The organism is Leucothrix mucor DSM 2157, from assembly GCF_000419525.1.
GTDB lineage: Bacteria > Pseudomonadota > Gammaproteobacteria > Thiotrichales > Thiotrichaceae > Leucothrix > Leucothrix mucor.
Genome location: NZ_ATTE01000001.1, coordinates 4,880,001 through 4,905,956, shown reverse-complemented (window position 1 = coordinate 4,905,956; position 25,956 = coordinate 4,880,001). Strand labels below are relative to the sequence as shown.

Genomic DNA, 25,956 nt, shown 5'->3' with positions numbered 1-25,956 from the left:
TGAGTAGGTCCCTCCATTTAATTGGAGAGGTCTATTCCTGCCTGCCGACTATGAGATGGATGATATTATGAAAAAGCACACGACTTTCCTGTCGCTGATATTGATCAGTGGCTTATTAATACCCGTTTCAGGGTCTGCGCATCACTACCGCCAAACGGCTAATTACCAAAGCTTGGTGAGCTGGGCCAATTCGCTAAAGGGCATTAGTTTTAACGACTCACGCTACATCGCCTATTGCGATAGTTATGCGCAAGCCTCTGCTCTGCAGGCAAATCGTCGAGTGAGCGAAGGTTGCTCAAGCGCAATTCCTACCAACAATGCGGCACTTCAAAATCGCTGGAGTAATAATATGTGGGGTCATAAGGGATGGTGCCGTAGCGTATCTGCACATGCTTCACTAGCCGAGCTCAATATTCGTGAATCCGGCTTACGTAATTGCCTGTCGAGACATACGCCGATTAACAACAATGCGCAAATTCGCCAAAACTGCCTTGCGGGCGATGCCCTGCATAAAAAGGCTGCGGGTGGTGATGTCAATTTTGTACGCAACTGCCTGAATGCCGGTGTAAATGTAAATACCGTGGAAGGCAATGGCTGGACAGCGCTGCACTCTGCTGCGCGCTCGGGCCGTTTGCAAATTGTTAAGCTACTACTGAGCAATGGCGCGAATATTAATGCGGTAGATGTGACGGGCCGAACACCATTAGATCAAGCGATTGCCGGTAAATATCCAACGGTGCAGAACTACCTGCGCAGTCAAGGTGGATTTTAATCCTACTTAATATAGCCGCGCATCAATAGCTTTGCGCAGGCAGTTTTAACGTGGCTTTCAATAAAAAGGCGCTCCACTAAATCAATAGTGGAGCGCCTTTTTCATACCATTAAGCCAAATCAATCACAGTTTAGCGCAGCAAAACAGCTTAGTGCGGCGGCTTATCGTGAACCGGCTTAATCCCCTGCTCCGCTCTTAAACGACGCTCTTCTTCAATCACTTCCGCTGGCAACTGGCTCATAAAGCAATGACATAGATTGTCATCAACCATGGTACGTGGGCCGTGTGGGTGCGCAATGTGCTTATAAATACCATGCGAATGGCCATGTGCTTTTACATGCTCTTCAGCGCTACCCGCACTCTTGGCGACATTTGCCTCTTCCGTGCTAGCAGCTGCCGCATGGGAGTGCGTATGCCCGTCGTGTGAATGACTATGGTCGCCATGGGAATGCGTGTGCCCATCATGCGAGTGACTGTGATCCCCGTGAGAATGAGAGTGAGTATGATCATGTGAATGCTCACCACCTTCCGGTTGGAACTCAGCATGGTGATGATGAATATCTACTTCACCACGCGCCAATCGCTCATGGAATGACTTCATCAAATCGTGATTTTCCACAATTTTACCGGTGGCACACTCTTCGATACGCGCCATAAAGGTATCAATCACATGCGCCTGATCACTTAGATAATGTGCGGTCATAAAGTTGACATCAGGGTTTTCAGCAGCCACTTTCTCCACATAATTGTGGATACGTGTAATCAAGCGACCGGAGAATAGGAAGTAAGGAGCAACCACAATTTTCTTGTAGCCAAGCTTCAATGCCATCTCCAAACCACGACCAACGGATGGGAACGTTACCCCAGAGTAAACCGTCTCAGCCCAACCAAAGCCCAAGTCTTCCGCCACGATGCGCGTCAGTTTGCTGGCTTCGGCATTCGCATTGGTATCAGAGGTGCCACGACCGACGACCACTAACATGGTGTCGTACAATGCGCCCGGAGCTGGTGCTTCACTCATGCCCATCGCTTCTAAAATGCGCGCTTCAAACGCCGCAATCATTAAAGGATGCAAGCCCAACTCACGACCATAGTGAATCGTTAAACCATCGTGCTGCTGCTGGTAAGTGGTTAATACTGAAGGAATATCGTTCTTTACGTGCGTCGCGGCAAACAACATGCCGGGCACGGCGTAGATCTCCTCAATCCCCTGTTCCACCATTCTATCCAGCCCCATGTGGATATTGGGTGCGGAGTATTCCAGAAAGCCATGCTCAACAGGAATGTTTGGATAACGCGCCTTCAGGCCCTTCGCCAATAGACCAAATTCTTCACCTGCAACTTTAGAACGGCTGCCGTGGCCGCAAATCATAATCCCTGTCTTTTTCATGGTGACCCTGAATACCCGTATTTAAAGGCGACCATTATCCACGCTGTTGCTATGGCCTGACAAGAAAGGAAACTAATAGCTGCCCGAAAGATTGTTTATGAACCCTTTCGTCTGGATTGCCACTAAAGGGTTGAACAATCATCACGATTGAGGTTTATTAGTCATGGTCAATAAAAAGACAAATTAATAAATCTAATTATTTAACTGCATCGGGAGAAGCAAAATGAGTTTAATGGGAACACTAGGTAAAGTAGCCATGGGTATCATCGTGGCAAAAGGCGTTGGTAAAGTCATGGGTGGCGCAGCGGGTGGTACTTCTTCCGGCGGTGGACTCGGTGGCATGTTGGGCGGCCTGATGGGCGGCGCAAGCACTGGCGGTAGCGCAGGCGGCGGACTGGGTGGATTACTCGGCGGACTGACAGGCGGAAGCCAAGCTGGCGGCGCAGGTGCTGGTGGTTTAGGCGGCATGCTAGGTAATTTGATGGGTGGTTCAGGCGCTGGTGGTGCATCCTCCGGTGGATTGGGCGACTTACTGTCTGGCCTGAGTGGTCAGCAAGGTGGCAGCGGCGGACTGGGTGGCTTACTAAGCTCACTGGGCGGCGGTGCAGCAGTTGGCGGCGCAGCAGCGGCAGCAACTAGCCCTGATTTTGGCGCAATGTTTAACAGCGCACTACAAGGCAACGAGCCAGAGCAAGTATCTGATCAAGATGAGAAAAATGCAGCAGTATTACTGCGTGCAATGATCAGCGCAGCAAAAGCAGATGGCCAGATGGATGCTGATGAGCAGCGTAAAATCACTGAGCACTTGGGTGAAATCACTCAGGAAGAAGCGGATTTTGTTCGCAGTGAAATGCAGGCACCTTTGGACTTAACGGGTCTGATCGCTGATGTTCCTCCAGGATTAGAGCAGCAGGTTTACCTGATGTCATTAATGGCAATCAGCTTAGATACTAAAGAAGAAGCCGTTTACTTGGATACTCTGAGACAAGGTTTGAACCTGACTCAGGAAGCCAGCAACGAGATTCACGACAAGCTAGGCGCTCCAAAACTGTATGCTTAATCGCATCATTTAAACGCTAGCAAAACGGGCCTTCAGCAATGTTGGCCCGTTTTTTTGGCGTGTAAAAAAGATGATTCTCCCCCTCGCTGCTGATAGTCTAAGCGCTCTCCTCCTTCCCGGCGCACTATCCCATGCTACACCTGTTAAGCCTGCCCATTTCTCTACTGATCGACCGCCTGCTGGGCGAACCTAAACGCTTTCACCCACTGGTTGGTTATGGTGCCTTCGTCGATAAAATCGAAGCCCTACTTAATCACGGCTCCGAGAAAATCAGCAAAGGCGTTATTGCATGGCTATTGGCCGTTATACCGATCACCCTGCTCGTTTGGCTAATTGATCAACTACTCGGCGGCTGGTGGATGAGCATCTTATGTGGCTGGCTGGCTATCGGCTGGCAAAGTTTGCGGCAACATGGCGGCTGGGTAGAACAAGCACTCACCGCAGGCAATCTCACCGAAGCCCGCGCCAAACTCAGCTGGATTGTCAGCCGCGATACGTCCGAATTAGACCCTTCCGCTATTAGCCGTGGCGGTATCGAATCCGTATTAGAAAATGGCAGCGATGCGATTTTTGCTCCGTTATTTTGGCTAGCCGTCGGCGGCGCGCCAGCCGTTGTGTTGTACCGCTTATGCAATACGCTGGATGCCATGTGGGGCTACCGTAACGATCGCTACGAGCAATTTGGCAAATTCTCCGCACGTGTTGATGACCTGTTAAATATCATCCCCGCTCGCCTCACCGCCATCACTTACGGCTTGGCCGGAGACTTTAAAGGTGCAATGCGAGCGTGGCGCGCCCAAGCCGGTCAATGGTATAGCCCAAATGCTGGTGTCGTGATGGCAGCGGGTGCAGGTGCATTAGGCTTAAGCCTCGGCGGCAATGCCATTTACCATGGCCAATTAAAAAGCCGCCCAACACTCGGCAATGGCCGTCCGCCAGAAGCACCAGACTTAAGCCGCGCACTCACCCTAATTGATCGCAGCGTGTATATCTGGGCAGCAATCGCTCTATTATTCGCAGGCCTAAGCGCACTTTAAAACCACCGCTTAAAATACAGGAACTCCCATGCAACCGACTCACTCCCACGGCGGACAACTCCAACTCGCCAGCCAGCGCTACGGCATTCCTCGTGAACAATGGCTCGATCTCTCGACAGGTATCAATCCAACCACTTACCCACTACCAGCAGTTCCCCCAGCAATCTGGAATCGCCTGCCCGAAGTTAATGATGGATTAGAAACTGCGGCCGCAGCTTACTACGGCAGCCCAGAATTACTGCCCGTTTCAGGCTCTCAAGAAGCCATCGCACGCTTACCAAAGTTAAGAACCAAAAGCCGCGTCGGTATTATCAGCCCTGCCTACCACAGCCACTACAAAGCCTGGCAACAAGCTGGTCATGAAGTATTGGAATTAGCACTAAGTGAACTGGATGATGCACTGGCAACGCTGGATGTATTGCTACTAGTAAACCCCACCAACCCCACTGCACAACGCTACTCACAATCACAGTTAAACAACTGGCATCAGCAACTAGCCGCGCGCGGAGGCTGGCTAGTCGTTGATGAAGCTTTTATGGATTTAACGCCAGAAGGTAGCCTGATTCAGGAACATGCCCAAGCCGGACTCATCGTACTCAGATCCATCGGGAAGTTCTTTGGCTTAGCTGGAATTAGACTGGGTTTTGTCTGGGCGGAAGAATCAATATTAAGTGGATTAGTCGCGCTACAAGATGACTGGTCAGTCAGCAACCCCGCACGATGGGCTGGTCGCTTAGCGCTTAGCGACAAGCAATGGCAACAGCAACAGCGCCAACAAATTCCCGTCGCCATGGCTGTACTCAAAGCTCAATTAGAACAACACTATCGAAGAGAAGTCGCCGAAGCCGGCCTATTCGCCTACGTAATTCTCGGAAAAGAAGCCGCCGCCAAAGAACACGAAAGACTCTGCCAGAAAGGCATCCTAACCCGTCTATTCCCCGATGCTGGCGCACTAAGATTTGGACTAAGCAACACCCCCGTTGATCTCAGCTAACAACACAATATTTCAGGTTAAGTTATAGCCTGATCTCAGTGTTAACTTCACGCAGTCCTTACGAGCCTGCGAGTCGGCGAAGTGCAGTTAACACTGAGAGCAGGCGCCCAAACCAAACAACCTAAGCCAATCCTGCCTCTCGGGTCATGTTCTCAATCCTATCCTCATGGACAATCACATTATCCTCAATGCGAATACCACCATACGGCACAAACCGCTCAACCCGCTCCCAATTAACCACGCTCGCCTGCTCCGACAACTTCAACTTCGCTAACAAACTCGGAATAAAATACAACCCAGGCTCAATGGTAAACACCTGATTCGGCTCAATCACCCGCGTACAACGCAAAAACGGATGCTCAGCCGGAGCACTCAAATGCGTGCCCGACTCATCTTGCATAAAGCCTGCCACATCATGCACTTGCAGCCCTAAGAAATGACCCAAGCCATGCGGATAAAAAGTACTGGTCACACCCTGCTGAACCGCTGCCTCGGCAGAACATTTAATCAGTCCAAACTGACCCAACACAGCAGCTGTTCGATAATGCATTTCAATGTGCAAATCCACATAAGAAAGACCCGGCTTAATCACCTCGCAAATCTCACGTTGCTGCTCGTCAAGTGCAGCAACCAGCCCTGCAAACTCATCACTCTTGTGGCTATAGCTGCGCGTAATATCAGCGGCATAGCCATTAAACTCAGCACCCGCATCTAACAAAAAAGATCGCAATTCGCCGTTTTCCAGCGCTTCGGTTTGTAGCTGGGTGTAATGCAGAATCGCGCAGTTTTCATTAAGCGCCACGATATTGCTGTACGGCACTTGATTATCGCCCTGCCGAATGGCTTTGAGATAATGCTGATTGATATCAAATTCTGACTCGCCCGCATAAAAAGCCGCTCTGGCAATCAGATGCCCCGCCACTGCGCTCTTAGTCGCGCCACGCAGGCAATCCAATTCATATTCGGTTTTATAGCTGCGGTGAAAGTGCAGATAATCCAATACCGGCTGTGGGTTTTGATGACCAATCCCTAGCGACTCAGCCAACTCAGAATACTCACCAATATAAGCCATATTGCTCGGGTCAGATGGTAACAAACTGGCCAGCTGCTCTTTGCGTTGCAGATAACGAATCTCCACGCTATCTACCCAAAAGTCAGTCGGCTCATCCGGAACCTTGTGCCAAAAATCATCCGGTCGATAAAAGATCAGCTGCGGCTTATCGCGTCCATTCACAATCAACCAACAATTAGGATGGCTCACCAACGGCAGCCAATGTTTGAAATGCGGATTCGCCTTAAACGGGTAACTGTGGTCATCCAAAAACGCCATTTTTAACTGGCCAGAATGGATAATTAAGGCATCGAGATTTTGCCGTTCGAGAATAGTGGCGCTGCGCTGCTGCAAAGTGACAATGTGATCTTGGTAAAGCGACTGCATCGGACTAAATCCTTTGGGGAGTTATTTGCTATCTATACTAGCCCAGACCTAGGCGGCAGGTTAACCGTTTTTTTGCGGCATTGCGCCAAGCGCGTTACTGCCCTAAAGTCAGTGCCAATAATGCAGGAAAATCAATGCTGGCAACGGCTTAGCGAGGAGAAAATCAGATATGAGTGGCCCTTTAGCACATTTGAAAGTCATCGAAATGGCGGGGCTTGGCCCTTGCCCGTTAGCTGGACAACTACTGGCCGACTTGGGTGCAGAAGTAATTCTAATTGACCGCCAAAGTGGCGAGGCTGACCCGACCGATATTAATCGCCGTAATAAGCAGTCCATTGCGTTGAACTTAAAAACCGAGAGCGGCCTGAAAATCGCTCAACAGTTAATCACCGAAGCCGATATCTTGATTGAGGGGTTTCGTCCCGGTGTGATGGAGAAATTAGGGCTTGGGCCTGAGGCTTGCCACCAGCAAAATCCCGAACTAATTTATGGCCGCATGACAGGTTGGGGCCAAACGGGGCCGCTGGCTCAAAGCGCGGGGCACGACCTTAATTATCTGGCCTTAACCGGTGCGCTAAGTGCCATCGGCTCACAAGGGGAAGCCCCTATTCCACCGCTGAATCTGGTCGCGGATTATGGCGGTGGCACCATGTTTTTACTGCTGGGCGTGTTGTCTGCGTTGTATGAGCGTAGTCATTCCGGCAAAGGTCAGGTCATCGATGCGGCAATGGTCGATGGCGTACCGGCAATGATGGGGCTGATTCACATGTTATTAGCGCGCCAACAATGGAGCCCCGAACGCGAAAGCAATTTACTGGATGGTGGCGCGCCATTTTATCGCTGCTATGAAACAGCCGACGGTAAACACTTATCCGTTGGGCCGCTGGAGCCTCATTTCTTTGCCGGTTTATTAAAGAAAGCAGGCTTGCCAGAGGACGAACTAGCCACGCAATATGCCTACCAACAATGGCCACAAAAACGTGAGCAATATCAAGCGTTGTTTAAAACCAAGACTCGTGATCAGTGGATGGCGATATTTGATAAGAGCGATGCCTGTGTCTCGCCAGTGCTGGGCTTTGACGAGGTTGAGTCGCATAGCCACAATGCAGCAAGGGAAAATTTCCTGCGCGTTGATGGCATTATGCAAGCCGCTCCTGCGCCACGTTTTGACCGTACGCCAGCAGCGACACCCACTGCACCGCTAGCCGCTGGAGCCAATGCTACTGAGCTATTATCGCGTTTAGGTTATAGCGAGGCTGAGATTGAAACACTTAAAGAGTCCGACGCACTTAGCTAGCCATTTTCTCAACTAGTCGCCGCCTTAGTCTGTCACTCGTTTACAACTCGCCTCCTAAGCTAGAGCATATCCCCGCTTAACTAATCAGGAATTCAAAGCCCCGCCAATGGTCCGCGAAACTAGATCAGAGGGGCTCAGTATGCTACCGTTACCGGCTTAAAAAATTTCAATAAGCCGCGTAAAGGTAACCTCATGATCTCAGGTTTTGATTACGGCACGTCCAACTGTGCCATCGGTGCAGTCACCCCTGCTGCAGATGGTTCCGATGCCATAAAACTCCTCCCTTTGGATCATGGCAAAGCCTTTATGCCATCCACCTTATATGCGCTGGAGCGTGAACTCATTCCCGAGTCAGTTGGTGCGCATATTCCTGATAAAAGCTTGCAGGATCAGTATGCTATCGCCCGCTCCTCCGCACTGGCACAAGCCAAACGAGTGCGCTACGACGAGGACATTAAAGCCAGCGAGCAAACCCTATTTTTTGGTACAGATGCCTTTGAGCAATACTTAGCACTGCCGGAAGAAGGCTACTTCGTAAAATCACCAAAATCATTTTTAGGCGGCAGTGGTTTTCGCCCCGAGTTTATCCAGTTTTTTGAAGATATTGTCACGGCTATGATGCAGCGGATAAAGCAGCAGGCTGAGCTGTCTTTAGGTGATGCGATTACGCATACCGTGATCGGGCGTCCGGTCAACTTCCAAGGCTCAGATGCAAGCAAAAGTAATAAACAAGCCATCGATATTCTAACCACATCCGCTCAACGTGCTGGCTTTAAACACATCGAATTTCTGTTTGAGCCCATTGCCGCAGGTATGGATTTTGAAGAGCGCCTGCATGAGAACAAAACAGTGCTAGTCGTCGATGTCGGCGGAGGAACCACGGATTGCGCGATGGTGCGCATGGGGCCGGATTATCGCCATAACGAACATCGGGATCAGGATTTTCTAGCGCACAGCGGTGAGCGAGTCGGCGGAAATGATTTGGATATCCAGTTGGCTGGCAAGCACTTCATGCCACTATTTGGAATGAAATCGACGCTCAGAAATGGCCTCTCCATGCCTCGGCAGATTTTTCTGGATGCGGTAAAAACCAATGATGTAGGCGCACAAGCTAAATTCAACAGCCTGCCAGTCAAACTACAACTTCAACAGCTGGTGCGCGAAACAAAAGAGCCTGAATTACTAAAACGCTTTATTAAAATGCGTAAAAATGGCCAAAATCAGCAACTGGTGCGCAGTGCCGAGCAATGCAAAATTGCCTTATCCGACGCTGAAAGTAATGCGGTTTCGCTGGAGTATATCGAAGCGGGCTTAGGCTGCACCATTTCTCGGGAACAGTTTGCCGAAGCCATTGCTCACCCCTTGTCGCGCATGGTTGTGCTAATGGAAGAAGCGATTGCCCAAGCTGGCTGTCAGCCAGATTTGATTTATGTGACCGGTGGCTCGGCGAAATCGCCCGCAATTCGTCAGGCGATTGAGCAGAAGCTGGGCAATATCGAAGTGGTCGATGGAGACCACTTCGGAAGTGTTGCGGCGGGCTTAACGGTGTGGTCTAAGCGGATATTTGCTTAAACCGCAAACCAATCTTACCCCCTAAATCAAGGCAGTCACGCAAAACTAAACCAAGTAATGAGCACTTGGCTTGCTTCTTAAAAACTGCGCGCCAGCTGGCTTATTCGTAAGTTCAGAGCAAGCCAGAGACTCACTTCTCGCCTTCATAAAAGTCTGGCCAATGCCGTAAAATTACCGGACTAGTCGGCGCATAGCTATGACAACTATTCAATAACACCGGACGCTCGTTCGGCTGAATGCCCATCTCCGCTTTGCCCTCAACCTTGCGCCCTTCATTACGACCGGAGAAAACCGTCTGAAACGCCGTGGTCGCCATTGGCCCAAGCAGTTCGGTTAAATGCGTGCAACCAGCCGTACCACGGAACAAGGTTCGAACCGCCTTATTCCACCCCAAACCCACTGACAAACCAACCAGCTTGCCATAATCCGGCTCAATTTTCGGGCAGTTACTGTACGGCGAGAAATCAATTGATGCTTCAGCGGCACGCACAATCATTTGGTCATCAATCGTCAGGCGAACCCACATGCCATGTAGTGGCTCTTCCGCTTCGATATACCCGCCACGGTCGATATTTTCAAAGCGATACGGCTTAACGTCGGTCATATGGCCTTCGATATCCCAAAGGTCATCTTCGCGTAAATAGCCTTTACACGTCACAACACGAGTGTGCATTTGCTTGCGAGGAGCAGGACTTGAAAGCGGCATAACTTATCCATTTATTTGTTCAGAACAAGTGATTTTATGCGCATTTATGTTGCGGCGCAACTAAGACATTTTGACTAAGAATTGTGACGTTGTTTACGAACCATACTCGGGCTCATCCCAAAGTGACCTTTAAAGCAATGACTAAAGTGCGCGCTACTACTAAAGCCACAAGCCACCGCGATATTCACCACCGATGCATTGCTCTGCCGCAAAAGCTGGTGCGCACGGTTCAGCCGCAACTCCAAATAGTATTTCGCAGGTGAGGTATCAAGATATTGCTGGAATAGACGCTCGACTTGGCGGCGGGATAAATCCACAGATTCCGCCAACTCCACAGCCGATAAGGGCTCATCAATATGGGTTTCCATCAACAGCAGCGTATCGCGCAAGGGCTGCGGTAGAGTTGGGTCGGTTGGCAACATGGTTAAACTGCCATCAGCCGCCTCCCCCAATACGCTATCCACATTCAAAATACCTTCTACGCCGCGCATAAGGTCCTCGCCGGATAATTGCCCAATGAGCGTCAGCATTAGCCCCAAGGTACTCGTGGCACCCGCACTACTTAGGCGATCACGGTCAATGACATACGGCTTTTTACTGACCTTAACGCGCGGGAATACTTCATTCATTAGTGCATGGTTTTCAGGGTGAATGGTGCATTCATAGCCTTGCATAATCCCTGCTTGCGCCAAAATATAGCTACCATTCCAGATACCACCGACCCGCCGCTTAAGCCTTGCCGCTTGCTGTAATACTTGCTGTAATTTTGGATTCACTTGTAAATTGGTGCGTAAGCCCCCGCAGACTAACAACACATCCAACCGGGCCGGATCAATCGACTCAAATTCGCCCGATACCAACACATCGATATTCAGATCACTCTTAACCTCTTCACCACGATAGCCATAAAAATCGAATTGGAAACGCTCTGCCTGGCTCAGCAAATTAGCCGTTACCAGCGCATCGACCGCACCAGTAAACGCCATCATCGAGAAATGCTCCAGCAGCACAAAACCCACGCGCCAGACCTGAGTATCTTGCACTGCGCTGTCCGCTGGCTGAGTGATATAGCCATGATTTCGGGCGCGCACTGGGCTGTCTGGCTGGCGTGGTGTATTGGTTTTGGGCATGGGCGGACTGCTGGTAATGGCTTGAATCTGCATTCTAACTAAAAAAGCCTGCGCTGTATGGGTTCCCTATGTACAGGGCAACGTCGCAATCGATTTCTAAACTCTGGATAAATGAATCTTTATTAAGGTATAGTCATTTAGGTATGTTCAATCCCCGTTCTGCTTCACCTCAACTCTGGAGAGATACTATGAAAAAAATCGCACTCGCTTCCACGATCGCTGCATTATGTTTCAGTGCCGGCACTTTACAAGCCGCCGAAAAGTGGGATATGCCCATGGCTTACTCTGGTAGCAACTACCACTCAGCCACTGGTGAAGAGTTCGCTCGCTGCGTAACGACCGGTACTGGCGGTGATATTGCCATCACTACTCATCCCTCTGGATCACTGTTTAAAGGTGGCGATATCAAGCGTGCTGTTCAGACTGGCCAAGCGCCAATCGGTGAGCGCCTACTGTCTAGCCATCAGAATGAGAATGCACTGTTTGGTTTTGACTCTGTACCCTTTTTGGCAACCTCTTTTGAAGCCTCTGCCAAGCTATGGGAAGCCGCTAAAGCGCCGATCAGTAAACTGCTAGATGAGCAAAATCTGGTACTGCTTTACTCTGTGCCATGGCCTCCACAAGGTTTGTACTTCAAGAAAGAAGTGAATTCTGTTGAAGACATGAAAGGCACCAAATTCCGTTCATACAACAACACCACAGCGCGCTTGGCTGAGTTGACTGGCATGTTGCCTGTGACGATTGAAGCGGCTGAAATTTCTCAAGCCTTTGCTACTGGCGTTGCTGAGTCGATGGTGTCATCAGGTTCTACCGGTTATGACCGCAAAGTGTGGGAGAGCCTGACGCACTTCTACGAGGTTAATGCCTGGTTGCCACGCAACTATGTGTTCGTTAACAAAGACACTTGGAAAGACACTAGCGATGCGAACAAAAACGTCGTTAAAGCCTGCGCCGAGTTGGCAGAGTACGCCGGTAACTGGCGGGCAGTTCAGTACACAGACTTCACCGTAAAAGGCCTGGCTGCTGGAGGCATGACGGTTGCCCCTGCCGGTGAAAAGCTGGTTGGCGAGCTACAAACGATCGGTGGAACAATGACTGCAGATTGGCTAAAAGAAACAGGCGCCGAAGGGCAAGCCATTGTGGACGCCTTTAACACTGCGAAGTAATCCCTGACCGGAAAGTTTCATCTGACCAATGAAGGCGTCGCTAATTCCTAACAGGGAGTTGCGGCGCCTTCCCTGTTTACGGGAATATCTATGTCTAGTTTCAGCACCGTGCGCACTGCACTGGATCGCTTGTATTGGTTGAGTGGCGTCATCGCCTCTATGTTTTTAGTCGCCATTTTAGTCTTAATTGTTATTCAAATGTTCGCTCGCTGGACTGGCGAAGTGTTCTCCGGTGCGCCGGATTACGCCGGTTATTGCATGGCAGCGGCTTCGTTTTTTGCTTTCTCCTATGCTTTGAATCGTGGCTCGCACATTCGGGTCAGTATTTTATTGAATAGCGTGGGTACGAGAGTCCGTCGCTACCTTAATATCTGGTGCTTCGGCGTAGGCTCTGCACTGGCTTGGTATTTTTGTTACTACGCCATCAAAACAACGTATTGGTCGTGGAAATTTAATGACGTGAGCCAAGGGCAAGACGCCACGCCATTATGGATTCCACAGATGTCGATGGTGATTGGTGTAACCATTTTTGCCATTGCCCTCACCGACCACTTCCTACACGTGATTTTTGCTGGCGATCATCGCATTACCAGTGAAATCATCAAACAAAATAAAGAGGACGCTTAAGCATGGAAGAAATCCAACTCATTGTTTTGTTTTTATTTATCTTGCTGTTATTGCTGGGAACCGGCGTTTGGGTCGGCTTAGCGCTCATGGGCGTAGCCTTTGTGGGTATGGAGATGTTTACCTCCCGCCCTGCCGGCGATGCGATGATAACGACCATCTGGTCATCCTCATCGTCATGGACGCTAACGGCCCTGCCTTTATTTATCTGGATGGGTGAAATTCTATTTCGATCGCGCTTATCTGAGGATATGTTTAAGGGCTTATCCCCATGGCTGGCGCGCTTACCTGGTGGCTTGGTGCATACCAATATCGTGGGCTGTACGGTGTTTGCAGCAGTCTCCGGCTCTTCGGCAGCAACCCTTACCACCGTCGGCAGAATGGCAATTCCAGAGCTGCGAAAGCGTAATTATCCCGAGCACTTGATTGTGGGCACGCTAACCGGCGCAGCAACACTTGGCTTGATGATTCCTCCCTCGCTCACGCTGATTGTGTACGGCGTGACGATTAATGAATCCATCTCCAAGTTGTTTATGGCGGGCATCCTTCCCGGTATCGTACTGGCGGGTATGTTTATGGCCTATGTTGCGCTGTATTCGCGCTTTGGCAAGGACTTCAACCCGACCCCAGAACCACCACTGAGCTTTATCGAAAAGCTGAAAATCTCCCGCTTTTTGATTCCGGTGTTGCTGTTAATTACGGTCGTTATCGGCTCAATGTACAGCGGGCTGGCAACGGCGACTGAAGCGGCGGCATTTGGTGTGATTGGTTCCTTGTTACTGGCCTTATTCCAAGGCTCGCTGACTTGGAAATCGTTCTCGGAAAGTCTGATGGGTGCGACCAGTACCTCAGCCATGATCGCGCTGATACTGGCCGGAGCGGCTTTCTTGTCGATGGCGATGGGCTTTACCGGCCTACCTCGTGCCTTGGCTGACATGATTGGTAGCTGGAATCTTTCACGCTTTGAACTACTGATGGCGCTGTTGGTGTTTTACATCATTCTCGGCTGCTTCTTGGATGGGATTTCATCGGTCGTACTAACCATGGCAGTGGTTGAGCCAATGGTGCGTGAAGCGGGTATCGATCTGATTTGGTTTGGTATTTTCATTGTTGTCGTGGTTGAAATGGCGCAGATCACACCGCCCATCGGCTTTAACCTGTTCGTGATGCAAGGCATTACCGATCATGAAATGACGTTTATCGCCAAGGCCGCCATCCCCATGTTTTTGATTATGGTGCTCATGGTGTTTGTGATGATTTGGTTCCCATCACTGGCCACTTACCTGCCCGATAATATGCGGGCGCTACCGTGATGGCTTAAGCACTGACCACTTGGTTTCGTCCAGCGCGCTTTGCACAGTACAACGCATTATCTGCGCGCTGGACGAGACTATTAATATCATCTTTATAGTCCAAAGCAGTGCTAACACCAATACTGGCGGTCACTGACACTTTAATCCCTAATCGCTCAATCTCTACCTGCTCAATCGCCAGCCGCATACGCTCTGCTAACTCCATCGCCCCTTTCAGCTCGGTTTGTGGCAGCATTACGGCAAACTCCTCACCACCGATGCGTCCCTGAATATCCGTCGCCCGAATCATATTTAAAATCACACGCGCAATCACGCGAATGGCTTCATCGCCCATGGCATGCCCATAGTCATCATTGATTCGCTTGAAGTGGTCGATATCAAGCACGATGGCTGAGACTGGCGTGAGGTCGCTATTGGCTAAACCCAATAAGTCCTTACCCCGCTCGAAAAATGCACGACGATTTCCCATCCCGCTCAACTCATCAGTATAAGCTTTCTCAAGTGCGGCATCTTTCACTTTCCTGAGGCGCTCTAATGCCGCCATGCGGGTTTCAACTTCTGCAGTCAGCCTGCGATTAAACAGCCATAATAATCCCGCTGCCACCGACGCTAGTAATAAACTAGCACCCAATAAACGCAGCAGCCACAGATAGCCTTTGCCCTCATCTATCTCGTAGATAAACCCATCCAGCGAGTAGTTCGGCTTTGCCAGCCCTAAGCTCACTAAGGTATCCGCTGTGTGTTTCCAGCGACTGGGGTTGGTATGGCCGATTTGAATCAAGTTTGGCAGCATCAGCTTTTCAATCGCTTGCGCTTCAGCCAGCAAAGCTTCACGCGTTTTTGAGGCCGGGTAATCGCGTAAAATGAGATCAACGATTTCCTCCTGATGGGCCATCGCATAGCGCCAGCCCTTGAGCGATGCGGCTCTAAACTGTTTTACCTGCTCGGGATTTCGGCGTACCTCTGATTCACTGGTTAGCAGCACATCGCCATAAAAATCGACGCCATAGCTCTGTGGTGAAATCACGTTAAACTCTAAGCCAGACTGCTGTAGCTGATATAACTCATTCGTAGAAAAGCCATACAGGGCATCCACTTCATTGTTGAGTAATGCCTGTATCCCAACCGAATTCTCATACAGCATCAGCTGTGAAATCGCGATGCCTTCATTCTTCAACATGCCATAGATTTCAGGTACTGGCTGGCCGGACAACAACACTTCGACACGCTTACCAATTAAGTCGTGCGGGGTTTTCAGATCACTGTGCTTTTGGGTGATCAATACAATTGGAGAGTGCTGGATAATACTGGCCAGCATCACAATTGGCTGGCCACTAAGCCGTAGTTTCACCACTGAGCCAGAGGCATTGCAATACTCGACCTGACTTAGTACTTGCTCATCGCAGCGACTGCCTTGCCCACCTTCCAGCAAGCGCACATCTAAACCGACTTCGCGATAAAAGCCCTTAGCAACGGCGGCGTAATAGCCTGCGAATTGAAACTGATGCTTCCAGGAAAGCTGGAGAGATACGTGTTCTAGCGAGGATTCTGTAGGCTGAGCGAACGCAAAATGACGCGGTAGCAGTAATACCTGAAACACCAAAATGATCAAAAGACATTTTTTCATAAATTTGTATACGCTCATCACCCAATGTGAATTTGCTGTTATTTTAATCACATCTAAAAGCAGAGATTAGCATATAAAATGTACTATATTTATCGCAATTGAAATTAATTATAAGCTCATATGACGTATTAACCTCGAATGCATACTATTTCGGCTTAAAGTCACAGTTTTTTCTGTCACAGAAACAGTTTGCGGTAGAATGTACGCATTCAAAATAACTGACACTTGGACTTATGCTCTCACTACTGATTATTTTCTTTTTTATCGCACTGCTATTTTCATTCTTGTGCTCCTTATGGGAAGCGGTACTGCTCAGTATCACGCCCTCTTACGCGCAAATCAAATTAAAAGAAGGCACCAAAGTCGGTCAACAGCTGCAGCTGTTTAAAGAGAATATCGACCAGCCATTAGCCGCTATTCTGACGCTAAACACCATCGCTCATACCGTGGGTGCGCTGGGTGTCGGTAGTCAGGCCGCGCAAATTTGGGCCGACTCTAATCCGATTATTACTGGCTTTGTTGTACCAGCGGGTATGACCATGGCGATCTTAGTGTTCTCAGAACTGATCCCAAAAACACTGGGCGCTAACTACTGGAAAGAGCTATCTAACTTTACAGTGACCTCGCTAGGGCTGCTGATTAAAGCCTTGTACCCACTGGTTTGGTTTAGCCAGTTACTGACTAAAATGCTGAAGAAGGACAAGGTTGACGCGGTATTTACCCGTTCTGACTTTTTGGCTATGACAGAGCTTGGTACTAAAGAAGGCGTGTTTGCACAAACTGAATCACATCTGATTAATAACCTGCTGCAGTTTAATACTGTGCTGGTTAGTGATGTGATGACGCCACGCACTGTGGCAATTAAGGTAGATGAGAAGCAGACGATTGCGGGCTTTTATCAAGCGCATCCTAAATTACGTTTCTCTAGAATCCCGGTTTATGAGCATGCCCATCCTGACCATATCCAAGGCTTTATTTTGAAAAATGAAGTACTGGAAAAGCTGCTGGCGAATGAAGGCGATCAGGCAGTTTCTGTGATTCAGCGCCCTATCTCGATGGTGCCAGAGGATTACCCGATACCGGACTTGTTTAATGACTTTCTGGAAAAGCGTGAACAGATCGCCATTGTGGTGGATGAGTTTGGCGGCATGGCGGGGGTTGTTTCAATGGAGGATGTGATTGAAACAATGCTGGGTAAAGAGATTATTGATGAGATGGACCATACCGATGATATGCGTGAATTAGCGCGTCGGAAGTGGAAGCAACGGGCTAAGAAGATTGGCTTGATTGAGGGGGAGGATAAGTAGGTTTCGACTTATTTGGTCGTTGTAGTGCTTATCAACCTATCCATCTAACAAACTATTGAGCCTAGGCTCACTCAATGCCCGGCACATTTATTGTCGGGCATTATTTTTTGTGGCGCAAATAAAAATAAAAATGTCGTAAAAAAGAAATCCAGACCATCCCGCCAGTGCTACTATAAATCCCAACACCATCGCATAATTCGCCATTAGAGGAGCTCTGTCATGCAGCGATATTCCGGGTTCGGGCTGGTCAAACACGCCCTTAGCTATCATGAAAACTGGCAGCGCGTCTGGCGCAATCCAACCCCTAAAGCCAAATACGATGTGATTATTGTCGGCGGTGGCGGGCACGGTTTAGCGACCGCTTACTACCTTGCCAAAGTCCACAACATCACCAATGTTGCAGTCATCGAAAAAGGCTACCTCGGCGGCGGAAACACCGCACGAAACACCACGATCGTGCGCTCAAACTATCTATGGGATGAAGCCGCAAACCTTTACGAGCACGCGATGAAACTCTGGGAAGGCTTATCCCAAGACTTAAATTACAACGTCATGTTCTCACAACGTGGCGTACTTAACCTCGGCCACACATTACAAGACATGCGCGACATTAATCGCCGTGTTAACGCCAACCGTTTAAACGGGATTGATGGCGAAGTATTAGATGCCCAAGGTGTGAAAGAAGTCGAGCCAATGATGGACTGCTCCGACCGTCCACGTTACCCAATCATGGGAGCATCATTCCAGCCTCGTGCTGGTGTTGCACGGCATGATGCGGTGGCTTGGGGCTATGCCCGTGCCGCTGATACATTGGGCGTTGATCTATTCCAACAGTGCGAAGTGACCGGCTTCTTAAAAGAAGATGGCGCAGCAGTTGGGGTTGTCACAAAGCAGCAAGGCGAAATCAAAGCCGATCGCATTGGTTGCGTGGTTGCGGGTAACTCAGGGGTTGTTGCTAAGATGGCTGGCTTCCGTTTGCCAGTTGAGTCTCACCCATTACAGGCACTGGTTTCTGAGCCAATCAAGCCAATCCTGAACACGGTCACCATGTCCAATCAAGTACATGGCTATGTGTCGCAGTCAGACAAAGGCGACTTGGTGATCGGTGCGGGGATTGATGGCTATTTGGGTTATGGTCAGCGTGGTTCATACGGCACTATCGAGCACAATATTCAAGCTATTGTCGAGCTATTCCCTTGCTTTAGTCGTGTGCGCATGAATCGCCAATGGGGCGGTATCGTTGACACGACAGCCGATGCTTGCCCGATCATCTCCGCTACACCGGTTGAGAACTTATTCTTCAACTGCGGCTGGGGAACCGGCGGATTTAAAGCCACACCAGGCTCAGGCCACACCTTTGCTGAGACACTTGCGAAAGGCGAAGCCAGCGACTTAGCCAAGCCATTCTCCATGTTCCGTTTCCACGACGGTGCACTCATTGACGAACACGGCGCTGCCGGCGTTGCCCACTAAGGTCGAGGTTTATTATGTTTTATATTTATTGTCCTTACTGCGAAGAGCACCGTGAGGAAGAAGAATTCCACGCTGCTGGCGAAGCGCATATTCCACGCCCGCTAGACCCAGATAACTGCACCGATCAAGAATGGGGCGAATTCCTGTTTTTCCGGACGAATCCACGCGGCCTGCACCATGAGTTGTGGGTACACGGCGTTGGTTGTCGCAAATTCTTTAATATCACGCGCGATACGCAGACGTATGAGATTAAAGAGACTTACAAAATTGGTACGAAACCACAGTTCACTCGTGCGGAGGAGAACGCCTGATGACACAGAAAAATCGCCTCCCTTCCGGTGGTCGCATTGACCGTGATCAAAGCCTGAGCTTTAGCTACAACGGCAAAACTTATACCGGTATGACGGGTGACACCGTCGCCTCTGCTCTACTCGCTAATGGTGTAGACATCGTTGGCCGCAGCTTTAAATATAGCCGCCCTCGTGGAATTATGGCTGCCGGTGCTGAAGAACCTAACGCGCTGTTACAGCTGGGTGCCACTGAAGCGACTCAAACACCAAACGTGCGTGCTACACAGCAAGACTTATTCGATGGCTTAGTTGCTAGTGCCACAAACGGCTGGCCGAATGCTGAAAACGACATGATGGGTTTGGTAGGAAAACTGGGTGGCCGCGCAATGCCACCAGGGTTTTACTACAAGACCTTTATGTACCCGCAATCGATGTGGGAGACCTACGAGAAGTTCATTCGTAAGGCGGCCGGTTTTGGTCGTAGCTCGCTAGAGTCTGACGTTGATATTTATGACAACATCAATCAGCACCCCGACGTATTAATTGTTGGTGGTGGGCCTGCAGGTTTAAGTGCAGCACTGGCTGCAGCAAAGAGTGGCGCACGTGTCATTCTGGCTGATGAGCAAGCTGAATTTGGTGGCTCTTTGCTCGATAGCACGGCGCAAATCAATATGTTGCCAGCGGCGGAGTGGGTAAAGCAAACCGTTGCTGAGTTAAGTGCTTATGACAATGTCATGTTGCTGCCTCGCTCAACCGTTAATGGTTATCACGATCACAACTTCCTGACGATTCATGAGCGTTGCACCGATCACTTAGGTGACCGTTCGCCATTGGGTAAGGTCCGCCAACGCATGCATCGGATTCGCGCTAAATGGGTTGTTTTAGCCACGGGTTCTCATGAGCGTCCGCTGGTATTTGGTAATAATGATTTACCGGGCGTGATGTTGGCCTCAGCTGTTTCAACTTACGTGCGTCGCTATGCTGTTGCGCCCGGCTCGAAGCTCGTGTTAATGACCACTAACGACAATGCCTACCAAACGGCTTTTGATTGGCTGGATGCAGGTCGTGAAGTGGTTGCCATCGTTGATACTCGCACCAACCCAGACAGTGAATGCATCTTGGTCGCAAAATCTCGCGGCATTAAAGTCATTACTGGCTCAGGCGTTATCGAAGCCAAAGGCAGCAAACGCGTTACTGGTGCAATGGTTGCGCAAATGAATGAAGCCGGCGATAAACTGACTGGTGATGCGCAATTGCTGGAATGTGATTTAATTGCCAGCTCTGGCGGTTGGAGCCCTGCGATTCACTTGTCTTGCCATACAGGCAGCCGTCCGGTTTGGAGCGATGAGGCAATCGGCTTCCTACCCGGCGAAACCATACAAAAGCAGCTGACTGCAGGTGCTATCAATGGCAGCTATCAGTTAGATGCTTGCTTGCGAGAAGGTACCGAACAAGGTTTGACTGCAGCACGCAATGCCGGTTTTGATGTTGAGGATATGGACGAAGCGGTTACTGAGCCTGTGATTGAAGGCAAGCCAATGGCCCTATTTCACATTCCACACAGCAAAGCCACCAGCCGTGCACCGAAGCAGTTTGTCGATTTCCAGAATGACGTAACAGCCGCTGCGATTGAATTAGCCACTCGTGAAGGCTTTGAATCCATTGAGCACGTGAAGCGTTACACCGCAATGGGCTTTGGAACAGATCAGGGTAAAACCGGCAACATTAACGGCATGGCGATCGCTGCCAAGTCGCTGAATAAAACCATTCCTGAAACTGGCACCACCATCTTCCGCCCGAACTACACGCCAGTCACCTTTGGCGCGATTGTAGGACGTAACTGTGGTGATTTATTCGACCCAGAACGTTACACCGCAATCCACCGCTGGCACATGGAAAACGGCGCATTGTTTGAGGATGTCGGCCAATGGAAACGCCCTTGGTACTACCCAAAAGCTGGCGAAAGCATGCAGGACACGCTTAACCGCGAATGCAAAGCGACTCGCGAAAGTGTTGGTCTTTTGGATGCTTCCACACTGGGTAAAATTGATATTCAAGGTAAGGATGCACGTGAGTTCTTAGGCCGCGTTTATACCAATGCTTGGGCTAAACTAGCTGTTGGCAAATGTCGCTACGGTTTGATGTGTGGCGAAGATGGCATGGTGTTTGACGATGGTGTGACCGCTTGCTTGGGTAAGAATCATTTCTTGATGACCACTACTACCGGCGGCGCAGCACGGGTATTGTCTTGGTTGGAAATCTATCATCAGACCGAATGGCCCGAGATGGAAGTATATTTCAACTCCGTCACCGACCATTGGTCAACGGCAACGATCTCAGGGCCAAATGCCCGTAAAGTCATGGAAAAGCTCACCAGCGATATTGATCTGGATGCAGAAAGCTTCAAGTTCATGGACTGGCGCTCTGGCACGGTCGCTGGTGTTCCGGCTCGTGTATTCCGTATTTCCTTTACTGGCGAGTTGTCTTACGAGGTTAACGTGCAAGCCAATTACGGCTTAGCCGTTTGGGAAGCGATTATTGAGGCCGGTGCGGAATTTAATATCACGCCTTACGGCACCGAAACCATGCACGTATTGCGCGCAGAAAAAGGCTTCATTATTGTCGGGCAAGACACCGATGGCTCGGTGCATCCATATGATTTAGATCACGGCTGGGCAGTGGTTAACACCAAGCCGTTTAGCTTTATCGGTAAACGCGGCATGGCACGTGCAGATTGTGTTCGTCCTAACCGTAAGCACTTGGTTGGTCTGAAAACTAAAGTAGCTGATGCTGTTATTCCGGAAGGCTCTCAGGCAGTCAATGATCCTGAGCAGAAAATCCCAATGGACATGTTGGGACATGTTACCTCCAGTTATTACAGTGCTAACCTTGGTCATTCAATTGCCATGGGCATGATTAAAAACGGTTTGAATCGCATGGGTGAGTCTGTATTTTACCCGCTAGCAGATGGCCGCATTATTGAAGCGGAAGTCTGCAGCCCTGTACTCTACGATCCAAAAGGAGAACGCCAACGTGTCTAATATCACTACACAAACAGATACTACGGTCAGCACGCAAAACGTTGTTCAGATGAATCAAATTCCGGCGGATGATAGCGTTCGTGCGGAAAGCCCTTTGTATCATGCTGATTTGAAAACTGTCGCTGAAAAAGGTGCACAGGATGCTGGGATCACATTGCAGGAATTGGCACTACTGGATCATTTAGTACTACGTGGTAACACCGACAATGCAGCATTTGCTGCGGGTGTAGAATCAGCACTAGGAATGACCCTACCTGCTAACTTGCAAAGTACTGAGAATGAAGGCCGTGTGATTCGCTGGATCTCACCGGATGAGTGGCTAATCACCACCACTGGCGGCACTGGTTTTGAGTTAGAGCAACAACTGCGCGAGGCTATCGGTGATACACATTTTGCTATTGTGAATGTATCTGGTGGCCAGACGGTAATTACTGTGGATGGCGCGGATTCTGAGGAAATGTTGAAGAAGTGTACGCCCTATGATATCCATATTAGCCACATGCCCGTGGGGAAGGTTGTGACATCGCTATTTGGCAAGTCACAGGCAGTGATTCGTCGCACGGGTGAGCAGGGATTTGAGCTAGTAATCCGCAGAAGTTTTGCGGATTACAGCTGGCTTTGGTTGCAGGATGCCTGCGCGGAATTTGGTTTTTCAGTCAAAGCTTAGAAGTTAAGCCAACAAGCACTGCCTACTGAGGTTAACCCCAGTAGGCAGTGTCTATTTCATTTAGCTCAGTTCTTGAGACAATACTGCAATATGCTCTGGACCAATTCCACAGCAGCCTCCAATCAAGCTTGCTCCTGCCTTTTGCCACTCTTTCGCCCAACCTAAATAATCAGAAGGGTCTAAATCGTCCCGCAACGCACTGACATTTTCATTCGCTTTGGCATCTTTTGGCTGAGGTGGGAATGCATTTGCATAAGCACCTAATGGAAAGTCTGGCTGCCCTAATTCAGCAAAGGTTTCTTTAGCCACTAACAGTGCTTTTTCAATGACCTCTGGCTGGCAGCAATTAAATAATACTGCGTCAGCGCCGCTTGTATGCATCGCTTTAACTGCATCAACGACTGTTTCACCAGAACGTAATACTGGTTCCTCAATAGCCAAGGAGTCTTCTAGAGTAAAGGAGACCCAAAACGGTTTTTTACTGCTACTAAGCTTATCTATCACCGCTTTAACAGCTACTGGCTCAGCAATTAAACTCTGAGTTTCTGATAACCATAGATCAACATAAGGCTCAAGCCCCTGAATTAATGGTGTAGCCAGGGCTTCAACCTTTTCTGCTTCAAATAGATCTGCACGATATGATCCAAACAATGGCGCTAACGACCCAGCTACCTTAACTGGGGTGCTACTAGCATCGGCAGCTTTTCTCGCAACATCACCTGAGCGTTGAGCCAAGCTCAAACCCTGCTCTTTAAATACTTCTTCACTAAGATGAAAAGGCACCAGTGCATAACTATTGGTGGTTATCAGCTGAGCACCACTTTGAATATAATCATCATGCACTTGGCGAACAATTTCCGGAGCTTCCATCATCGCTAGAGCTGACCACTCAGGTTGTCTGAAAGGTGCTCCACGTCGCTTCAACTCACGACCCATGCCACCATCAAGAATCATTAAAGCATTGTTTTTCATATCGACTATCCAAAGTTTTTAAAAGTAAAGGCTGACTATCAAGTCACCATACTACATATTTTAAGCATAAAAAAAGCCCCGGACAGTTGTACTGTACGGGGCCCTTCTGTTCAATCCTGGTAATGTCCTACTTTCACATGGGGAAACCCCACACTATCATCGGCGATGACACTTTTCACTGCTGAGTTCGGGATGGGATCAGGTGGTTCAATGTCTCTATGGTCACCAGGAAAACCGGTGTGTGTGACTGAACTGGTTTGCGGCAACAGCCTCAGCTGCCCCGCGCTCAATCGCACGTAAAATCAGTAATAATCTAGTGGTAATGTCCTACACTTTCGTCCAAACAAACCATTCAGGGTTATAGAATCAAGCCTCACGGGCAATTAGTACACCTTAGCTACACACATTACTGCGCTTCCACATGGTGCCTATCAACGTCGTAGTCTTCAACGGCCCTTTAGGGAGATCTAGTCTCCAGAGAATACTCATCTTGGAAGGGGCTTCCCGCTTAGATGCTTTCAGCGGTTATCCTGTCCGAACTTAGCTACCCGGCTATGCCACTGGCGTGACAACCGGTACACCAGAGGTTCGTCCACTCCGGTCCTCTCGTACTAGGAGCAGCTTTCCTCAATATTCTAACGCCCACGGCAGATAGGGACCGAACTGTCTCACGACGTTCTGAACCCAGCTCGCGTACCACTTTAAATGGCGAACAGCCATACCCTTGGGACCCGCTTCAGCCCCAGGATGTGATGAGCCGACATCGAGGTGCCAAACACCGCCGTCGATATGAACTCTTGGGCGGTATCAGCCTGTTATCCCCGGCGTACCTTTTATCCGTTGAGCGATGGCCCTTCCATACAGAACCACCGGATCACTAAGACCTACTTTCGTACCTGCTCGACGTGTCTGTCTCGCAGTCAAGCTCACTTATGCCTTTGCACAAACCTCATGATTTCCGACCATGATTAGTGAACCTTCGCGCTCCTCCGTTACGCTTTAGGAGGAGACCGCCCCAGTCAAACTACCCACCATACACTGTCCCAAACCCCGATCAGGGGCCGTGGTTAGAACATCAGAACTACCAGGCTGGTATTTCAAGATTGGCTCCACCGGAACTAGCGTCCCGGTTTCAAAGCCTCCCAGCTATCCTACACAAGTAGGCCCGATGTTCAGTGCAAAGCTGTAGTAAAGGTGCACGGGGTCTTTCCGTCTAGCCGCGGGTACGCAGCATCTTAACTGCGATTTCAATTTCACTGAGCCTCTGGTGGAGACAGTGTGGCCGTCGTTACGCCATTCGTGCAGGTCGGAACTTACCCGACAAGGAATTTCGCTACCTTAGGACCGTTATAGTTACGGCCGCCGTTTACCGGGGCTTCGATCAAGAGCTTCGCCGAAGCTAACCCCATCAATTAACCTTCCGGCACCGGGCAGGCGTCACACCCTATACGTCCGCTTTCGCGTTAGCAGAGTGCTGTGTTTTTGATAAACAGTCGCAGCCACCTGGTCTCTGCGGCCCCCAACAGCTATGAACCGTCAGGGGCGCACCTTCTCCCGAAGTTACGGTGCTATTTTGCCTAGTTCCTTCACCAGAGTTCTCTCAAGCGCCTTGGAATTCTCATCCTATCCACGTGTGTCCGTTTAGAGTACGGTCACTAATAAGCTGAAGCTTAGAGGTTTTTCCTGGAAGCATGGCATCGACTACTCCAGTTCCGTAGAACCGTCGCCATCACGCCTCAGCATTAAGAACCCGGATTTGCCTAAGTTCTCTGCCTAAACGCTTAGATACACACCAACTGTGTTCTAGCCTAGCCTTCTCCGTCACCCCATCGCACTTATTAGCGGTACAGGAATATTAACCTGTTTCCCATCGACTACGCATCTCTGCCTCGCCTTAGGGGCCGACTAACCCTGCGCCGATTAACGTTGCGCAGGAAACCTTGGATTTTCGGCGGACGGGTTTTTCACCCGTCTTATCGTTACTTATGTCAGCATTCGCACTTCTGATACCTCCAGCAAACCTTACGATTCACCTTCATTGGCTTACAGAACGCTCCTCTACCAATCGGATAAATCCGAT

At 49.7% G+C, this 25,956-nt stretch carries 20 protein-coding genes and 2 rRNA genes (1 of these 22 cut by a window edge); 14 read left to right on the top strand and 8 right to left on the bottom strand.

What is annotated here, in order from left to right:
• Nucleotides 1-67 precede the first annotated feature (67 nt).
• The gene (locus tag LEUMU_RS29095) at nt 68-772 is read left to right on the top strand and encodes an ankyrin repeat domain-containing protein (RefSeq protein ID WP_211223053.1); all 705 of its coding nucleotides are present in this window, start codon (nt 68-70) and stop codon (nt 770-772) included.
• A gap of 148 nt (nt 773-920) precedes the next feature.
• Here LEUMU_RS29095 and LEUMU_RS0122495 read toward each other — a convergent pair whose 3' ends face one another.
• Nucleotides 921-2,162, bottom strand: coding sequence for a sirohydrochlorin chelatase (locus LEUMU_RS0122495; RefSeq protein ID WP_022954554.1), 1,242 nt, complete (start codon nt 2,160-2,162; stop codon nt 921-923).
• A gap of 223 nt (nt 2,163-2,385) precedes the next feature.
• Here LEUMU_RS0122495 and LEUMU_RS0122490 point away from each other — a divergent pair, with 223 nt between their 5' ends.
• From LEUMU_RS0122490 to cobD, 3 genes are all read left to right on the top strand, one after another.
• Nucleotides 2,386-3,222 (top strand): DUF533 domain-containing protein, encoded by an 837-nt coding sequence (locus LEUMU_RS0122490; protein ID WP_022954553.1) that lies wholly within the window; start codon nt 2,386-2,388, stop codon nt 3,220-3,222.
• Between the two features lie 131 nt (nt 3,223-3,353).
• Nucleotides 3,354-4,259 (top strand): adenosylcobinamide-phosphate synthase CbiB, encoded by a 906-nt coding sequence (gene cbiB, locus LEUMU_RS0122485; RefSeq protein ID WP_022954552.1) that lies wholly within the window; start codon nt 3,354-3,356, stop codon nt 4,257-4,259.
• 28 nt (nt 4,260-4,287) lie between these two features.
• Entirely contained in the window at nt 4,288-5,253 is a 966-nt protein-coding gene (gene cobD, locus LEUMU_RS0122480; RefSeq protein WP_022954551.1) for a threonine-phosphate decarboxylase CobD, read from the top strand.
• Between the two features lie 121 nt (nt 5,254-5,374).
• Here the strand turns inward: cobD and pepQ are convergent, their stop codons facing one another.
• On the bottom strand, nt 5,375-6,691 hold the full coding sequence (gene pepQ / locus LEUMU_RS0122475) for a Xaa-Pro dipeptidase (protein WP_022954550.1): 1,317 nt from the start codon (nt 6,689-6,691) through the stop codon (nt 5,375-5,377).
• Nucleotides 6,692-6,860: 169 nt separating this feature from the next.
• Between pepQ and LEUMU_RS0122470 the strand changes: the two genes are divergently transcribed.
• The gene (locus LEUMU_RS0122470; RefSeq protein ID WP_022954549.1) at nt 6,861-7,988 is read left to right on the top strand and encodes a CaiB/BaiF CoA transferase family protein; all 1,128 of its coding nucleotides are present in this window, start codon (nt 6,861-6,863) and stop codon (nt 7,986-7,988) included.
• A gap of 192 nt (nt 7,989-8,180) precedes the next feature.
• Nucleotides 8,181-9,560 (top strand): molecular chaperone, encoded by a 1,380-nt coding sequence (gene yegD, locus LEUMU_RS0122465; RefSeq protein ID WP_022954548.1) that lies wholly within the window; start codon nt 8,181-8,183, stop codon nt 9,558-9,560.
• Nucleotides 9,561-9,690: 130 nt separating this feature from the next.
• Here the strand turns inward: yegD and LEUMU_RS0122460 are convergent, their stop codons facing one another.
• On the bottom strand, nt 9,691-10,266 hold the full coding sequence (locus LEUMU_RS0122460) for a DUF2889 domain-containing protein (protein WP_022954547.1): 576 nt from the start codon (nt 10,264-10,266) through the stop codon (nt 9,691-9,693).
• A 74-nt stretch (nt 10,267-10,340) separates the two neighbouring features.
• Complete coding sequence (locus LEUMU_RS0122455; protein ID WP_026745038.1) at nt 10,341-11,396, bottom strand: GlxA family transcriptional regulator; 1,056 nt, start codon at nt 11,394-11,396, stop codon at nt 10,341-10,343.
• A gap of 188 nt (nt 11,397-11,584) precedes the next feature.
• On the opposite strand from LEUMU_RS0122455, the gene LEUMU_RS0122450 reads away from it, so the two are divergent.
• The 3 genes from LEUMU_RS0122450 (at nt 11,585) to LEUMU_RS0122440 (ending at nt 14,499) form a co-directional block, all read left to right on the top strand.
• A complete protein-coding gene (locus tag LEUMU_RS0122450) occupies nt 11,585-12,562 on the top strand; it encodes a TRAP transporter substrate-binding protein (RefSeq protein WP_022954545.1) in 978 nt (325 codons plus the stop codon).
• Nucleotides 12,563-12,652: 90 nt separating this feature from the next.
• A complete protein-coding gene (locus LEUMU_RS0122445) occupies nt 12,653-13,189 on the top strand; it encodes a TRAP transporter small permease (RefSeq protein ID WP_022954544.1) in 537 nt (178 codons plus the stop codon).
• 2 nt (nt 13,190-13,191) lie between these two features.
• The gene (locus LEUMU_RS0122440) at nt 13,192-14,499 is read left to right on the top strand and encodes a TRAP transporter large permease (protein WP_022954543.1); all 1,308 of its coding nucleotides are present in this window, start codon (nt 13,192-13,194) and stop codon (nt 14,497-14,499) included.
• 4 nt (nt 14,500-14,503) lie between these two features.
• On the opposite strand, the gene LEUMU_RS0122435 is transcribed toward LEUMU_RS0122440, so the two are convergent.
• Entirely contained in the window at nt 14,504-16,126 is a 1,623-nt protein-coding gene (locus tag LEUMU_RS0122435; protein ID WP_022954542.1) for a GGDEF domain-containing protein, read from the bottom strand.
• 233 nt (nt 16,127-16,359) lie between these two features.
• Here LEUMU_RS0122435 and LEUMU_RS0122430 point away from each other — a divergent pair, with 233 nt between their 5' ends.
• The 5 genes from LEUMU_RS0122430 to LEUMU_RS0122410 all read left to right on the top strand — a co-directional run bounded on the left by LEUMU_RS0122430 (nt 16,360) and on the right by LEUMU_RS0122410 (nt 22,904).
• Entirely contained in the window at nt 16,360-17,433 is a 1,074-nt protein-coding gene (locus LEUMU_RS0122430) for a CNNM domain-containing protein (protein ID WP_022954541.1), read from the top strand.
• Nucleotides 17,434-17,652: 219 nt separating this feature from the next.
• Entirely contained in the window at nt 17,653-18,906 is a 1,254-nt protein-coding gene (locus LEUMU_RS0122425; protein WP_022954540.1) for a sarcosine oxidase subunit beta family protein, read from the top strand.
• A 14-nt stretch (nt 18,907-18,920) separates the two neighbouring features.
• Nucleotides 18,921-19,217: a sarcosine oxidase subunit delta gene (locus tag LEUMU_RS0122420; protein ID WP_022954539.1), complete on the top strand. Its 297-nt coding sequence runs from the start codon at nt 18,921-18,923 to the stop codon at nt 19,215-19,217.
• Nucleotides 19,217-22,237 carry a sarcosine oxidase subunit alpha gene (locus LEUMU_RS0122415; RefSeq protein WP_022954538.1) on the top strand — a complete coding sequence of 1,007 codons (3,021 nt, stop codon included), beginning with the start codon at nt 19,217-19,219 and terminating at the stop codon, nt 22,235-22,237. The genes LEUMU_RS0122420 and LEUMU_RS0122415 overlap by 1 nt, the downstream gene beginning before the upstream one ends.
• The gene (locus tag LEUMU_RS0122410) at nt 22,230-22,904 is read left to right on the top strand and encodes a sarcosine oxidase subunit gamma (RefSeq protein ID WP_022954537.1); all 675 of its coding nucleotides are present in this window, start codon (nt 22,230-22,232) and stop codon (nt 22,902-22,904) included. The genes LEUMU_RS0122415 and LEUMU_RS0122410 overlap by 8 nt, the downstream gene beginning before the upstream one ends.
• Before the next feature lie 60 nt (nt 22,905-22,964).
• Here LEUMU_RS0122410 and LEUMU_RS0122405 read toward each other — a convergent pair whose 3' ends face one another.
• From LEUMU_RS0122405 to LEUMU_RS0122395, 3 genes are all read right to left on the bottom strand, one after another.
• Nucleotides 22,965-23,876: a homocysteine S-methyltransferase family protein gene (locus LEUMU_RS0122405; RefSeq protein ID WP_022954536.1), complete on the bottom strand. Its 912-nt coding sequence runs from the start codon at nt 23,874-23,876 to the stop codon at nt 22,965-22,967.
• 114 nt (nt 23,877-23,990) lie between these two features.
• Nucleotides 23,991-24,106: ribosomal RNA gene (gene rrf / locus LEUMU_RS0122400) — 5S ribosomal RNA — on the bottom strand.
• Between the two features lie 132 nt (nt 24,107-24,238).
• Nucleotides 24,239-25,956: ribosomal RNA gene (locus LEUMU_RS0122395) — 23S ribosomal RNA — on the bottom strand (it continues 1,156 nt past the right edge of the window).

What these genes read in the sequence shown, in the direction of transcription:
- LEUMU_RS0122440 (WP_022954543.1), top strand. Translation starts at nt 13,192, where the DNA reads ATGGAAGAAATCCAACTCATTGTTTTGTTTTTATTTATCTTGCTGTTA.
- LEUMU_RS0122425 (WP_022954540.1), top strand. Translation starts at nt 17,653, where the DNA reads ATGCAGCGATATTCCGGGTTCGGGCTGGTCAAACACGCCCTTAGCTAT.
- LEUMU_RS0122470 (WP_022954549.1), top strand. Translation starts at nt 6,861, where the DNA reads ATGAGTGGCCCTTTAGCACATTTGAAAGTCATCGAAATGGCGGGGCTT.
- LEUMU_RS0122490 (WP_022954553.1), top strand. Translation starts at nt 2,386, where the DNA reads ATGAGTTTAATGGGAACACTAGGTAAAGTAGCCATGGGTATCATCGTG.
- LEUMU_RS0122435 (WP_022954542.1), bottom strand. Translation starts at nt 16,126, where the DNA reads ATGAAAAAATGTCTTTTGATCATTTTGGTGTTTCAGGTATTACTGCTA.
- LEUMU_RS29095 (WP_211223053.1), top strand. Translation starts at nt 68, where the DNA reads ATGAAAAAGCACACGACTTTCCTGTCGCTGATATTGATCAGTGGCTTA.
- LEUMU_RS0122420 (WP_022954539.1), top strand. Translation starts at nt 18,921, where the DNA reads ATGTTTTATATTTATTGTCCTTACTGCGAAGAGCACCGTGAGGAAGAA.
- cobD (WP_022954551.1), top strand. Translation starts at nt 4,288, where the DNA reads ATGCAACCGACTCACTCCCACGGCGGACAACTCCAACTCGCCAGCCAG.
- cbiB (WP_022954552.1), top strand. Translation starts at nt 3,354, where the DNA reads ATGCTACACCTGTTAAGCCTGCCCATTTCTCTACTGATCGACCGCCTG.
- LEUMU_RS0122415 (WP_022954538.1), top strand. Translation starts at nt 19,217, where the DNA reads ATGACACAGAAAAATCGCCTCCCTTCCGGTGGTCGCATTGACCGTGAT.
- LEUMU_RS0122445 (WP_022954544.1), top strand. Translation starts at nt 12,653, where the DNA reads ATGTCTAGTTTCAGCACCGTGCGCACTGCACTGGATCGCTTGTATTGG.
- pepQ (WP_022954550.1), bottom strand. Translation starts at nt 6,691, where the DNA reads ATGCAGTCGCTTTACCAAGATCACATTGTCACTTTGCAGCAGCGCAGC.
- LEUMU_RS0122455 (WP_026745038.1), bottom strand. Translation starts at nt 11,396, where the DNA reads ATGCCCAAAACCAATACACCACGCCAGCCAGACAGCCCAGTGCGCGCC.
- LEUMU_RS0122450 (WP_022954545.1), top strand. Translation starts at nt 11,585, where the DNA reads ATGAAAAAAATCGCACTCGCTTCCACGATCGCTGCATTATGTTTCAGT.
- LEUMU_RS0122430 (WP_022954541.1), top strand. Translation starts at nt 16,360, where the DNA reads ATGCTCTCACTACTGATTATTTTCTTTTTTATCGCACTGCTATTTTCA.
- LEUMU_RS0122460 (WP_022954547.1), bottom strand. Translation starts at nt 10,266, where the DNA reads ATGCCGCTTTCAAGTCCTGCTCCTCGCAAGCAAATGCACACTCGTGTT.
- LEUMU_RS0122405 (WP_022954536.1), bottom strand. Translation starts at nt 23,876, where the DNA reads ATGAAAAACAATGCTTTAATGATTCTTGATGGTGGCATGGGTCGTGAG.
- LEUMU_RS0122495 (WP_022954554.1), bottom strand. Translation starts at nt 2,162, where the DNA reads ATGAAAAAGACAGGGATTATGATTTGCGGCCACGGCAGCCGTTCTAAA.
- yegD (WP_022954548.1), top strand. Translation starts at nt 8,181, where the DNA reads ATGATCTCAGGTTTTGATTACGGCACGTCCAACTGTGCCATCGGTGCA.